This is a genomic window from Microcoleus sp. PH2017_34_RAT_O_A (assembly GCF_020737885.1).
Classification (GTDB): Bacteria; Cyanobacteriota; Cyanobacteriia; order Cyanobacteriales; family Microcoleaceae; genus Microcoleus.
In genome coordinates, this window is sequence record NZ_JAEQDD010000036.1 from 32,588 (window position 1) to 47,032 (window position 14,445).

Below are 14,445 nucleotides of genomic sequence, written 5' to 3' on the forward strand. Positions count from 1 at the left end.
AAATATGCATCTCAGCGAACTGACTCATCCAAACCAATTACACGGCCTGTCGATTCATCAACTCGAACAAATTGCCCGACAAATTCGAGAAAAGCATTTAGAAACAGTAGCCGCTAGCGGCGGACACCTTGGCCCAGGATTGGGTGTAGTGGAACTCACCTTAGCACTCTACCAAACACTCGACCTCGATCGCGACAAAGTTACCTGGGATGTCGGCCACCAAGCTTATCCACACAAGTTGATCACCGGTCGCTACAACAATTTTCACACCCTGCGCCAAAAAGACGGCGTTGCAGGCTATCTCAAGCGCTGCGAGAGCAAATTTGACCACTTCGGCGCCGGTCACGCTTCCACGAGCATCTCCGCAGCCTTAGGGATGGCGATGGCGCGCGACCTCAAGGGCGAAAACTTTAAAACTGTAGCAGTCATTGGCGACGGTGCGCTGACAGGGGGTATGGCACTCGAAGCGATCAACCACGCAGGCCATATGCCGAAAACTAATGTGATGGTAGTGCTCAACGACAACGAGATGTCAATCTCGCCCAATGTCGGCGCAATTACCCGCTATTTGAACAAAATGCGACTCTCGCAGCCGGTGCAATTTCTCAAAGATAACCTAGAGGAACAATTCAAACAAATTCCCTTTGTTGGCGAAACTTTTACCCCAGAAATGGAACGCCTCAAAGAAGGCATGAAACGGTTAGCCGTATCGAAAGTTGGAGCCGTAATTGAAGAATTGGGCTTTACCTACATGGGCCCAGTTGACGGACACAATTTGGAAGAGTTAATTGCCACTTTCAAACAAGGTCATACTATCCAAGGCCCTGTGTTAGTTCACGTGGTGACGGTGAAGGGGAAAGGATATGCGATCGCCGAAAAAGACCAAGTAGGATATCACGCCCAAAATCCCTTTAACTTAGCCACGGGGAAAGGCATCCCTTCCACAAAACCCAAGCCTCCAGCTTACGCGAAAGTCTTTGCCCACGCCCTGGTCAAGCTAGCAGAAAATAATCCCAAAATAGTCGGCATTACCGCTGCCATGGCAACCGGAACTTGTCTGGACAAGCTTCAGGAAAAACTACCTAAACAGTACATCGATGTTGGGATTGCCGAACAGCACGCAGTGACTTTATCGGCAGGTTTAGCCTGCGAAGGAATGCGTCCGGTTGTCGCAATTTACTCGACATTTTTGCAGCGGGGATACGACCAAATAGTTCACGATGTCTGCATCCAAAACTTGCCAGTGTTCTTCTGTTTGGATCGCGCTGGGATTGTCGGCGCCGACGGCCCCACGCACCAGGGAATGTACGATATTTCCTTCTTGCGCTGTCTGCCAAATATGACAATTATGGCGCCAAAAGACGAGGCAGAATTGCAGCGGATGGTAGTCACTGGCATCAACCACACGACAGGCCCGATCGCGATGCGTTACCCGCGTGGTAACGGTTACGGCGTGCCTCTGATGGAAGAAGGTTGGGAAGAATTGCCGATCGGCAAAGCGGAAATCCTTCGCAACGGCGATGACGTGCTAATCTTAGGTTACGGTTCAATGGTGTATCCGGCAATGCAAACCGCCGAGATGTTGAGCGAACATGGCATTGAAGCAACTGTGATTAATGCGCGTTTTGTCAAGCCTTTAGACACCGAATTAATCTTACCTTTGGCACAGCGAATCGGCAAAGTTGTCACGATGGAAGAAGGCTGTTTAATGGGTGGCTTTGGTTCAGCAGTAGCCGAAGCTTTGATGGATAACAATATCCTGGTTCCATTAATGCGCTTGGGTGTACCTGATACATTGGTGGATCATGCTACGCCTGAGCAATCCTTTGCAACTTTGGGATTGAATCCGTCGCAAATGTGCGATCGCATTTTAGCAACATTTAGCCGCCAAAAGTCACCAGTTAGCGTCTAATTAGCTAGAATTGTAGGGTGGGCAATGCCCACCTTACTTCAGCTTTACTGCACAAAAAGAGAATCAACAATGACTTATCTCAACCCAACTCGCACAGTACCCCGGAAAAGATTGCACGCAAAACGCATACTTTCTCCAGAAGAAATAGCCCAATGGTACGCCGAAAGAGCAGCATTTCGCCAGCGGTGTCAACCCATATTCGATCGCCTCAAACCAGAATTGATTAAAACCCACTACAACTGGTACATGGCGGTTGAACCCGACAGCGGAGAACATTTTATCGAACAAGATTCGTTAGCTGCTGGAAAAATGTGTCGTCAGAAACATCCCAATGCTATCCCCCACGTATTTCGGATTAATGAAACCGGAGTTTGTGGCACGATATGATGGAAGGAATATTTGGCGATAATGACGAGCTATTTTTTGAAATTTCATTGATTGCCGATAACGGCTTAGAATTACCTGTTGATGCTCTGCTAGATACAGGTTTTTCTGGCTGTTTAGCAATGGATATTCAGGATTTAGAAGGGCTTAATTGGACTTATGTAGACAAAGAAACAATGCAAACAGCTAAGGGAGAATTTGATTTCGATATTTATGCAGGAAAAGTGCGTCTTGAGGGTCAAGAATTTGACATTCCTGTTCATGTGGGTGCAGGAGTACCGGAAATTTTAATCGGCCGCCAGTGGCTGAAAAATCGGCGGTTGGTAGTTGATATTTCGGCGGATGTTTTGACATTAGAAGCGAATTAAAAGTAAGATGAATTTAAAAAATTTTGATATAGTAATAGTAGGAGCCGGCCCAGCAGGAGGCCACTGTGCAAGAATTCTAGCCAAATCCGGCCGCAATGTCTTGCTTGCAGAACAAAACGACAATTTTAATAAAAATGACTTTTCCAGCGCCGCCACACCTCTAGAAACCCTCTCACAATTCGATTTACCCGAATCAGTTATCGGCAGTTATTGGCACAAACTGACTATTGAAACTAGCAAAGTTAGTCAAACTTGGGAATCTCCCGAAAGTTTGGGAGTTGTACTCAACTTTGCAAAATTTAGAGCATTTTTAGCCGACGAAGTTGAGCGATTTGGCGGTGAAGTTTGGCTGGGTTGTCGCTACACCGGACATTCGCAAGCCAACGGCGAAACTACAGTAGAATTTAAACAGTTATCTGACGGGCAACTTATCAAAGTTAGCACGAAAGTCTTGGTTGATGCTACTGGCTTTGCTAGGGCGGTTATGTATGAGAAGGAAAATGATAAACCAGATTTCTTGTCGGGAACCGGCATCGAATATTTAATTGAAGTTGAACCGGAAGTTTACAATAAATATGCCAATGATTTAATCTTCTTTTTGGGCGATAAGTGGATGCCGAAGGGTTATTCGTGGATATTTCCCATGGAACAAAACAGGCTGAAAGTTGGTGCGGGACGCATTTTTTTAGATGCTAAAACGCTCAAAGATTTGTCACCGCTTAAACAGTATATTGATTTGCTGATTGATGAATATTTGAAGTCTAAAAGTTATAAAATTATTGACAAACACGGTTCGACGCTGAAATACAGTCGCGGTTTGCAGGATATTTATTGGAAGGATAACATAATTGCGATCGGCGATACTGTCTCGACAGTAAATTTTCTGGGCGGTGAGGGTATCAGACACGGAATGGATGGTGCCGAAATCGCTGGGAAATACATTGAAAAATATTTGGATGGGAAAATGTCAGATTTTCGGGATTATGAGACGGAAATGCACCGCAAGTTTGATCGGAAATGGAATATTTCGGAAAGGTTGGCGGTGAGAAAGTATATTGATGATGTGAATGATGAATTGACAGATAAAATGATTTCTTATTTGAAGTATATGAAAACTAAAGATGTGATGGATATTTTATTTGATTATAAGTTTGAGAAGATTTCCAGAGGATTTGGCGGTTATTTGCGACGTAAATTTCAGGGATTGATGCAGCAATTTCACTTGTAGGGTGCGTCAGTTGAAAGATTTTTGATTGAGTTGAAAATATCTGGCTGACGCACCTTGTTGCAGCAATTTCCCTTGTAGGGTGCGTCAGTTGAAAGATTTTTGATTGAGTTGAAAATATCTGGCTGACACACCTTGTTGCAGCAATTTCACTTGTAGGGTACGTCAGTTGAAAGATTTTTGTTGAGTTGAAAATATCTGGCTGACGCACCTTGTTGCAGCAATTTCACTTGTAGGGTGCGTCAGTTGAAATGTTTTTGATTGTCTTAAAAATCTCTGGCTGACGCACCCTACAAATATACACATCTACGAACCAATTCCCAGAAATTTTCTGCTGTTACTTGAAGGCGGGGTAGCGACATTAAAGAATCGTGAAAATTGCTCGTACTCCATCTATATGATACACCGAAACTATACCCACTTGCTCCGATTAAATGCGCTACAATTTCATCGACATTCCCGTAGGGATAGGCAAAAACTCTCACAGATTTCCCTAATCCCCGTTCCAAAGTTGCGCGGGATTTCGCCGCTTCGCGCACAATTTCGGTGGGGGACAATGAAGTCAGAGGCTGATAGGTGGCAGACATGGAACCAAATTCAATCCCTGCATCCCGCAATTGTCTAATTTCCGGCCATTCCATTAACTGTACTTGTTCAAATTCGGCTTTTTCCCAACTATTTGTCTTTCCTATTGACTCGGCTACTAGAAAAACAGTGGCTGTAAAGTCAAAGCGTTTTAGCAAAGGGAAAGCGTAGGTTAAAAAGTCGAGATAGCCACCGTCAAAAGTTATTAATACAGCTTTACCTGGTAAAGGAGTTTTAGTTAGTTTTGCATTTTGCCAATCTTCCCAAGTTGCACTGTAATAACCATTTTCTTTCAGATACTGCAACTGTTGTTCAAAAACCTGCGGAGTAATTGCATTTAAACCATCGGGAGAAATGCGACGGTAGGCGAGAATCGAGAGTTTTTCTGTGATGCTATCATTGTCAAATATTTGAGTTTTCACTGAGTGAGAAACTTCTCGGTAAGGCGATTTTTGCCAAATGATTTCTGGTGCGTAAAATACTTGCTTTGGTAACTCGTTTTCTCTGGGAATTTGGATTATCACTTCCCCTGCGATTGCTGCTGATTTCGTTAATTCCCGCAGCGCCTGGGCTGGGAGTGCGGCGCGGCGGCTGATACTGGTTCCTGTTGCACCACATCGCCTACCGAACATCACCGCATCTTGGGGGTAAATGCCCCTAGAACCCTTTGCATTCAACCAGTCGGGCAGATTCGACCTTTGTTGTGCAGTAGAGGTTAAGCGCGATCGCAACGATTGCTTATTATCTAGCGGTTTTCCCAACAAAGCTTCTCGCACGGTGGCGACGCACAACTCAAAACCGATATTTCGAGTAATTGTCGATCGCACTTTTTGAGCAGAAACAAAGTTATTTTCCACGGTAACGGTTACAATAGCGATCGCCACACCGCCTACTGTCACCAGCACGTCAATTTCAGCAAGCTCAACTTTTATATTAGTCAATTCTTCGCTAACTTCCACAGCAATCAAGTCTCCATCGAGAGTGATTGTGACTGCTTCATCGACGGTTTCGGGATTGTAAAAATTAGCCTCAACCCAATTAGGACGATTCCAGATTTCTTGTAAAAATAGCGTCCATTCCAGTTGGGGAGTTTCTGGATTGTCTTGAAAGAAGCGTGAAAGTATTGGCCAAGCAAACTGGGCTGCGATCGCATCTGCCAACACCGTACCCGTCACAATCCCGTCACAGACTGGCAATTCAATAAGGGACTTGCGTAGAAATAAGAGCCCAGCCATGCTATTGTATTGTCGAAGGAGCAGCCAAAGGATTGGTATAGTATTAAGCTCCAAATCCCTAACTTCGAGTTCAACACCTGCTAACTTGATTGTACAGCAAACGCGATTGAATATTTGTGGAACCTTAATATCCGAAATTAATTCGCTCAGCTCCACCGTAACCTTGTAGGCAATTCTCGAATTTACCCACTCGATATGAGTTAGAATATTTTTAATTTCACTATCTTTAAAAACTCGATGATATTTGTGAACCTTAGTGCTTTGAATATCCCTGGCAATTCCTTGATGCCAAGGTAAATTCAAACTCAGCTTAGCTGCTTTTTCCTTATAATTAATCAGCATTCCAGCATCATACTCAATTCCAATAAAATTACAAATATCCTCTAGGACTAACTTTTTGTTTTCTACAAGATCTTCATATCTAACCAAGATATGATTAGATTTATCAAGATAGTTATGGCTAGTTAATACTGCATATTTCCATCCCTCGATACAGCGATCTAAATCCCAACCACCGCCCCACAATTCGTTAAAATCCCGAGTAGCCTCATACATAGAAGCTATGCAATCCATGCTGTTTCGCATAATATGTATGAATTTAGAATCCGGCAAAAAGCGCTCTATATCCTCAATAAAATATATGTGTTCCGGCGTTTTTTCCAACCAAATGCTTTTGTTCTGTTCCGCAGCCAAACCATCCAAAACTCCGACAAACCAACTAACTTTAGCTTCCACACTTTGATTGTCATCAAAACCTTGCAAAAGTTCAGGGCGATTAATCTCATCATTAAAAAAAGCTTCCATCCTGCTTGGCAACTTTGCCGCAAACTTCTCGTACAATAAATAGTGAAAAAACTTAGATTCAGGAAAAGAAATAACTTCAGGATGAGCCGCTAATAAACTCTGAAGAATTGTAGTACCGCTTCTTGGAGCTCCTACTAAAAATATTCGTTGCATTGTTGATTTTATATTAATAAACTGGCGATCTAATTTTTTTCGTGGAGTGGGGGCGGGTTTATCTAGATTGTTGGTAAAAATTAAATATGGTTGGTTAACCCGCCCCTACAGGAATTATGTTTTACCGTATTAATCCGCGTTAATCCGCGTTCATCTGCGGTTTCACAAACATCCTAACTCCAACTAAAATCTTCCTTCAACAAATCAGAAAGCTCCTGATTGTAAGGCTTAAAATAATTGGTTAATTCTTGTTCTATTTCCGGAGGCATATTACTGTAATCTTCGGCACTATTACCCTGATATTCTTTGACAGCACTCGCCTTAACATCCAAGAATTCTAACACCTCTGAAAACACATCTCCCGGATTTTTTTGAAAATCTTCGCTTTTGATAATTAGCAACTGTTCCCTGGGAAAATAATCGAGCCAATTCTTGATTTGTTCGACATAAATTCCTCTCGACAAGTAGGAATAATGCTGGTGGTTGAAACTGTAATAGCCTTCATCGGCTTTGAATTTTTCGATCTCACCTTTGAGTCTGTCTGGTTCAGATGCGATCGCCTTTTCAAAATCCAGCTTTTCACAGCCGATCGCCACTTCTAAATGATAGTGCATCCACGCTCTTTGTACCGGGTTGCGGAGCATCACAATCAGCTTAACATCCGGGAAACACTTGTAAACCCGCTCGGCCACCAACGGATGGTAAATATAGTAAGGAGTCATCTCCCACAGCAGCACTTTGTCACCCGCAACACTCCGCGTCAACTGCTTGCTGTACCACTCAACACCGCGCTCGAAATTCAATTCAAAAAAGTGTACTTGCTTAGCACCTTCTTTGATATTTTGCAAGTGATTTTCTAGATAGCCGTATAAAGCCTCGGTGCTGCACTTTTGAGCGCCCAGAATTAAAAAGTCAGGTGACTGCTTATTTTTCAACTGAGTGGAAATCTTGGCGTAGCTGGGATTATTTTTGTTCAAAGCGTGAACTTTGTCAGTTGTTTCTGGCAAATCCAGCACCTCCATTTTGCCGTCAAACTCCCAGCGGTAGGGCGGACAAAGGATCGTTTTTTGGTGTACAGTCGATCGCACGTACAGCGGATAAACGTGCCAGTGATAATCGTAAGCGTAGGCCCAACTCTTCTCGTAAACCCCAGGATTCACGTAATACTGCCCGTTTCCTAAATCCAGCCTGTCTACGTGCAGCCGGATTTTGCCTTTACCTTTCGCCAGCGGTATCAACCGGCCCATTTGATTAGTATTAGTCTCAAAACAACTTTGACCGTCTTCCCGACTGATTGTCACCCCAAAAATTGCAGCATCAATCGATTTGGGAACCGTGTAATGAATTTCAATAGTAATCGTATCGCCGCTGTCTATTTCCTCATCCGGCAACACTTTGACATCCGTAATTTCTACTTCCAAAGAACCGAAACGGTTTTCATTAACACGCAATTCCGAGCCTGTACTTGTGACTTCAGGAGGACGCATGGGAGTGCGCTTTTCTGTTTCCGATCGCATTTCCGATAAATACTGACCGGCTACAACTTCCGGCTCTCCGTAAGCCTGGATTTTACCATCCCGCAGCCACAAAGCTCGATCGCACAATTTCTGAATTTGTCCAGCATTGTGAGAAATTAAAACAATCGCACAACCTTTAGTTTTAAACTCGGCTATCTTGTTCAAACATTTAGTTTGAAAAGCCACATCACCAACCGACAAATGTTCATCAATTAAAAGCACTTCCGGATCGGTGTGTACCGCTACCGAAAAAGCCAGCCGCATTTGCATCCCCGTACTGTAAGTTCGTAGGGGGCTGTCAATAAACTGTTCTAATTCCGCAAATTCAACAATATCAGAGAAGCGGCGCGTCGCTTCCCGGTGAGTTAAACCAGCTACTACCGCACCCACAAACACATTTTCTCGCCCTGTTAAATCCGAGTGAAAGCCTGCACCCAAATCCAACAAACCGCCAATTTTGCCATTGACTTTAATACTTCCTTCCTCAGCACGGCCGATACCTCCAATCAGTTGCAGTAGTGTCGATTTTCCTGCTCCATTTTTGCCAAGAATTCCCAGCATTTCCCCAGGAGAAACACTAAAACTCACATCTCGCAAGGCCCAAAAATGTGCTTGTGGCTTCATCCGCCACCACCCCCACAAAGCAGCCTCCATAATCGTAAAAGGTCGATCGGCACTGTAGCTGTTGAAACGCTTGCCTAAACCTTTAATCACAATTGCTTGACGCATTTACAATTCCTCCACAAATCGATCGCTTTGCCGTCTAAAAATTCCCAGTCCGATCGGCAAAAGAGCAGCTACTACTACACTCACAATTAATAATGCCATCCAATCAGGCTGCGTGCCTCTGAGGAGTACAGCTCGGTAAGCTTCAATCAACGGCACCATCGGATTCAACTGATAAAATATCAGATATTCTTTCGGGACGCTGTTGAGGTCGTAGAAAATTGGAGTCAGATAAAAAAGCATCTGCAACAGTACGCCTAGAGTGTGCTGAGTGTCCCGGAAAGTAACGTTCAAAGCAGCGAGGGGATAAGCCAAACCGACTGTCAAAAAAAACTGAATTACCAGCAGCACTGGCAAAAAAAACAGCACTGAATTCGGCTGCAAACCGTCAATTATCAGAAATATCATTAAGACTGGGAGCGCCAGTAAAAAGTGAATTAGCCCTGTTGCTGTTGTGACTACAGGCAAAATGGCGATCGGAAAATTTGGCTGTCTAATTAAAGCGCGGTTGCTGGTGATTAGTCCTGTTGCTTGAAATAAGGCACTTTGAGTCCAAGTCCAAATTAATAAACCACTGAAAGCAAACGAAGAATATTTTGGAATGTTGATTGGAATTACCGATCGAAACACAAAAGAAAAAACCGCCAACTGCAACAGTGGATTGATCAAAGTCCAAGCAATCCCCAGGGCCGATCGCTTGTAGAGTAGTTTCATGTCGCGATCGACCAACTCGCGCAGCAAATCAAAGAAATGAGCGACTTGGCGCCTGTAAACCAGTTGTCCTGCATTTCTCACTGGACACCCCCAGCCATTACCTGCGGTTCAACTTCCTGCGATTCCTCTTCAGCAAGGGCCACCAACTGCCGCGCTTGCAACTGAGCTTCTCGGTAAGCAAAAGGACTTTGCAAAGCCCCCAGCAATTCGCTGACTACGAATTTGCGGGGAAGTTTGCCAGGATTCCGCAAGCGGCGCAGCAGCCACCAACCCAACCACTCAAACACGACAAAGTGCACAAGTTGGGCGCGCCCTACGGTACGGTTGCGATCGCAAGTCAGCAAATAAGCCCCAAAACTGCGCCCGTTATCCTGTAACTGTCGGCTCAAAGCTTTGTCGCTGCGCCGGTGCAAGTGCCACACCAAAGTGCTCGGATCGTAAAAAGTCGTATATCCCTTCGCCAAAATCCGGTGAAACATCTCGACATCGCCAGCGCCGCGTGTCGCCGTCCCCACATCAAGAGCCACGTCAAAGTTGCCCACAGCCTCAAAAATTTGGCGGCGGAAAGCCATATTTGCTCCAACGCCGTAATTGCAAGCCCACAGCAAATCTTTCACCGAAAGTTTGTTACCTTCAACTTTGAATTTGTGTAAATATTGCAGCATTCCGCCGTAAACCAGCTCAAATTGCTGTTGGGGCATGGTTTCCAGTTCCGCAGCCGAGACTAAACCGCTGACGGCCATGACTTCGGGATCGGCAAAGCCAGCAGCAATTGACCGCAGCCAACCTCGATCGGGTCGCGCGTCGTCGTCGGTAAAAGCAATAATTTCGTGGCGGGCTTCCGCGATGCCGCGATTTCGTGCCCAGTCCAATCCTGGCCGTTCCTCTTTGACGTAGCGTACAGGTAATCCCGCGACGTATTCGGCAGTTCTGTTGTTGGAGGGAGCGTTGTCTACAACGATAATTTCGCGATTGGGGTAGTCGAGGGCCAGCAGCGATTCCAGAGCGCCTTTGAGTAAGTCAGTGCGATCGCGCGTACAGATGACAACGCTAATTGGTGGCAATTCTCGATCGAACTCTGCGATCGGGGCTAACTGCTCTGCCAAACTCAATTGAATCAACGTCTTGCCCATCTGCTCGACAATTGTTTGTCGCACTCGATCTGCCGAGATTGTCTGTTCCCAGGGATTGTTATTAACATAGCCCCAGCCGATCGGGCGTCCTCGGTAGCGAACCAAGATGCGGACGCCTTCATATTTTTCTAGTCCCCTAATCGGATTTATCTGTTCAGTAAACTCGATCTCAAGCATTTTTATTGCCATAATTTCCTCCTAACTAAATATCCGACTTGGAATCTGGCACTTTTAGATTTTAGATTTTAGATTTTAGATTGATGGCAATTGTAATCTCAAATCGGCAATCCAAAATCGGATGGAGCATTAGGTATTTAGTATTTGTGATTGGCGATTAGGAAAATTACTAGCCATTAACATGAAGCACTAGCTATTAATTTCACTATTCCCATTACCTATTACCCCTTACAACTTACCAATTAGCAATTATTTAATTGCCAAAACACGATCTTCAAAAGCAAGTAAAGGTTGTGTTGCGATCGACTCAGAACTGTGTGGCATACCGTTAACCGCCATCGCTCTCGCCAGCGGTTCGGCTAAGTGCAGCGCCAGAATCGTTCGCAGGTGAACTCCCCGTAAAGGTTCGGCGCCAACTTCGGGAGGGATATGACCGATTGTCAGTTGGCCGTAGTAAAGGTAAATACCGGCGGGTCTTTCGGCATCAATCCTTTGTTCTGCTGCTTCCAAACCTTGCTGCAAATCGATTTCTATTTCGTTTTCTGCCAAATCCGCGCGGGCCGGGCCTTCTTGCAGAAAACTAGAAATGCCCGATCGAGTTTTCAATTCGTCTACCACACCACGGAAGTACCAGTAACCGCGCAATTTAGTGTTCAGCCACCGCCAAGTACCGCGCATCCGGACAGCTTCTAGTAAATCTAGCGATCGTCTCAGTCCCAACACCAGCAAATCTAGCGCGGCCGGCCAGTAAAAAACCAGGGCGACCAAAATCCGATCGACCAGAGAGTAAGGAGTTTCGTAATCCCCTACGTGCAGAGTAGGTCTGAGTTCTGGGTGCCTCTGACCCAGCAAGACATCGGAGCGGCCTTCCGCACGCGCGCGCCGAAAAGAGCGATCGAGGTTGTTAGTTTCGTGTTCGTAGTGATACCCGACTGCATCCGCTGCCACAGCAAAAGGTATATTTGCTTTGAGCAAGCGTAAGCCGAACTCGTAATCTTCATGGGCAGTGCCTTGGCCGAAGCCTGAATCGAAGCCTCCGGTGCTAGCAAACAGTTCTGCATCCAGAGAAAGGTTGCCGGTGAGCAAGTCTTGATAAGTGTGACGGTGAGCAGGCTGGCTCATCTCATAAAATTTTTCTTCCCACCAAGCCCGCACTGTTACGTCAAAGAATCTAGTCCCTCCCTGCAATTTAGGAGGATAAGGGCCGATTACCGCGCAGCCCGGACGCTGTTGGTGAATGCGTACATGACTTTCGACTAAAGGCGGAGTTGGTTCGATATCGTCGTCTATAAATATCAGCAGTTTTCCGGTAGCGGAGGCTGCTCCGGTATTCCGGGCGATCGAAGCAGCCCGACACTTTGCTTCAATAACCTGTATTTTAAACGGAGCTTGGTAGTCTTTGAGCATTGCCAAAGTATCGTCAATGCAGCTATCTGCAACTACCGTCACTTCGATGAGGTCGATCGGATAAGTCTGCGAGTGCAGGGCATCGAGAGCGCGCCGCAGCGAATAACTGCGGTTGTGACTGGGAATAATTACGCTAACAGTGAGATTTTCCCTGTTCATAATTGGTAATTGGTAATAGGAATTGGAAGATGGAAGATGGAAGATGGAAGATGGAAGATGGAAGATGGAAGATGGAAGATGGAAGATGGAAGAATCTCAGCTAATAACGTTCGCGAGCGGGGACGCTCGCGCTAATAACGTTCGCGAGCGGGGACAGCACTATGACTAATGACTAATGACTAATGACTAATGACTAATGACTAATGACCAATGACTAATGACTAATGACTACTGACTACTAACTACTAACTACTGACTTCCCTTTAATTTCTTGCAACCGTTTGCGAGAAGCAAAATAAGCCATCGGGCCGCCGATGCAGCCGCGAAGTTGAGCTAAGAGCAAGTCTTTTGGGATAGAGTCCGGTTTGTTTCGCAAAGAAGCAATCAACTCAGGCAGTTGTTTGTAGCGCAGCCATCCCCAGGCTAACAGCGGTATGCTAAACTCCCGATTTTTCACCAAAGTGCGCGTCCAGAAAGCGTAGACTCCAATTCCGTAGCAGTACATCGTTTTGCGCAAATCTTCCCAATCGCGCCGGTGACGATGCCAGCTTAGAGCCCTCGGTTCGTAGATAATGCGATAGCCCGCAGTCAGGATGCGGACATAAAGTTCGTGATCTTCCCCGCATTTTGCAGGCGTCCCCACACCCAAAGCTTCGTCAAATAGACCTACGCAGTCGATCGCGCTCTTCCGCAAAGCCATACTCGCCGAAACGCCTATAGGAGCTACAATCAGCGGGTTGCAGTACGCCCCGTCGAAGATGACTCGCTGAAATCCACGTCCGTGGGGGCTGTAACGCTCGAACCATTCTTGAGCTTCAGTTTCGAGTTCCAAAGGCATTACCAACCCGGTGACACACATAACTCGCGGATCGCCGAAATTGTGCAAGAGCGATCGCAACCAGTTCGGATCTGGTACTGCATCGTCATCTGTCAGGGCGATAACTTCCCCCTTAGCTTCCAGCACAGCGCGGTTGCGGGCAGTGCTAGACCCCGCCACGTCTTCCCGCACGTAGCGGACTTTTGGGTAATTTTCGACCAGTTCCCTCGTAGCCTCCGTGGCGGGACAATTGTCAATTACTAAGTATTCCTGACCGTCGTCGGGCAGCCGCATCAACGCGTCGAGACAGCGCTGCAAATCTTCCGGGCGATCGCGCGTGCAAACCGCTACAGTGGCTGTGGGCATTGCCTGTACTGGCCCGCGTTCGTCCCATTCCAGGGTCTCGTAGAGCCAATTTTTCCACAGGTTATCGCCCACAGCATTCATCAGTGTTTCCCGCAATTGGGAGCCGTCTATGCGACCTCCGACTGCGGGTAAAGTCGCTTGACCGATCGGTTTTCCGTGCAGTCTAATTAAAACCAAGGCTTTGCTGTAACGCTCCTCAACCGCTATTTCTGGCGGTAGTTGGGAGATTTCCAGGTCGAGAATAGCTGTTGCCATTTTAGATTTTAGATTTTAGATTTTAGATTGCAGAATTGTGAATTTTAGATTGCTGAACAAGGTTCAAAAAAAACATCTATTCTCCGTATTTTACCGGATGTCTTTTAGCCAAAATTGTTGTACGAGATAGCAATTTATCAATGTCATACTTGTCGCTCACCGATCGCGAATCAAACATAAAGCCTCATTTTGGTGATTGCTGTTATTTATTTTTACTTTCTATCGTCGGCTGATGTCAAGTTTTTTTTCTACACAATTTTTACCGCCGAAGGCGATCGCACGTCCGGGCTGATGTCAATTGCAGGTGTTAATCGCCCATGCTGTCGAGGTGACTATAGAATATTTAGTCAAAATTTGGGCAAATTGAGGGCTAACATTGAAAGGACTAAAGTCCTTACTACGAACCAGTTTGTAGTAAGGACTTCAGTCCTTCTTTTTCTCTAAAGGTTTGTAGTAAGGACTTCAGTCCTTCTTTTTCCCTAAAGGTTTGTAGTAAGGACTTCAGTCC

The 14,445-nt window shown here is 45.7% G+C and carries 10 protein-coding genes; 4 read left to right on the forward strand and 6 right to left on the reverse strand.

The features are described 5' to 3' along the window. Positions 1-4: 4 nt before the first annotated feature. The 4 genes from dxs to JGK11_RS14175 all read left to right on the forward strand — a co-directional run bounded on the left by dxs (position 5) and on the right by JGK11_RS14175 (position 3,892). On the forward strand, positions 5-1,912 hold the full coding sequence (gene dxs / locus JGK11_RS14160) for a 1-deoxy-D-xylulose-5-phosphate synthase (protein WP_293191055.1): 1,908 nt from the start codon (positions 5-7) through the stop codon (positions 1,910-1,912). Positions 1,913-1,981: 69 nt separating this feature from the next. Continuing rightward, a complete protein-coding gene (locus JGK11_RS14165; RefSeq protein ID WP_293180962.1) occupies positions 1,982-2,299 on the forward strand; it encodes a hypothetical protein in 318 nt (105 codons plus the stop codon). After that, positions 2,296-2,664, forward strand: coding sequence for an aspartyl protease (locus JGK11_RS14170; RefSeq protein ID WP_293180959.1), 369 nt, complete (start codon positions 2,296-2,298; stop codon positions 2,662-2,664). The genes JGK11_RS14165 and JGK11_RS14170 overlap by 4 nt, the downstream gene beginning before the upstream one ends. 7 nt (positions 2,665-2,671) lie before the next feature. Further along, the gene (locus JGK11_RS14175) at positions 2,672-3,892 is read left to right on the forward strand and encodes an NAD(P)/FAD-dependent oxidoreductase (protein WP_293180956.1); all 1,221 of its coding nucleotides are present in this window, start codon (positions 2,672-2,674) and stop codon (positions 3,890-3,892) included. Between the two features lie 287 nt (positions 3,893-4,179). On the opposite strand, the gene JGK11_RS14180 is transcribed toward JGK11_RS14175, so the two are convergent. From JGK11_RS14180 to JGK11_RS14205, 6 genes are all read right to left on the reverse strand, one after another. Beyond that, complete coding sequence (locus JGK11_RS14180) at positions 4,180-6,666, reverse strand: sulfotransferase (RefSeq protein ID WP_293212088.1); 2,487 nt, start codon at positions 6,664-6,666, stop codon at positions 4,180-4,182. A gap of 173 nt (positions 6,667-6,839) precedes the next feature. Next, positions 6,840-8,912 (reverse strand): Wzt carbohydrate-binding domain-containing protein, encoded by a 2,073-nt coding sequence (locus JGK11_RS14185; protein ID WP_293180950.1) that lies wholly within the window; start codon positions 8,910-8,912, stop codon positions 6,840-6,842. Next, entirely contained in the window at positions 8,913-9,704 is a 792-nt protein-coding gene (locus JGK11_RS14190; protein WP_293180947.1) for an ABC transporter permease, read from the reverse strand. It lies immediately after the preceding gene. After that, on the reverse strand, positions 9,701-10,933 hold the full coding sequence (locus tag JGK11_RS14195) for a glycosyltransferase (protein ID WP_293191065.1): 1,233 nt from the start codon (positions 10,931-10,933) through the stop codon (positions 9,701-9,703). Before JGK11_RS14195 ends, JGK11_RS14190 begins: the two co-directional genes overlap by 4 nt. A 249-nt stretch (positions 10,934-11,182) precedes the next feature. After that, complete coding sequence (locus JGK11_RS14200; protein ID WP_293180941.1) at positions 11,183-12,499, reverse strand: glycosyltransferase; 1,317 nt, start codon at positions 12,497-12,499, stop codon at positions 11,183-11,185. 238 nt (positions 12,500-12,737) lie between these two features. Next, a complete protein-coding gene (locus tag JGK11_RS14205; RefSeq protein WP_293180935.1) occupies positions 12,738-13,937 on the reverse strand; it encodes a glycosyltransferase in 1,200 nt (399 codons plus the stop codon). Positions 13,938-14,445 lie beyond the last annotated feature (508 nt).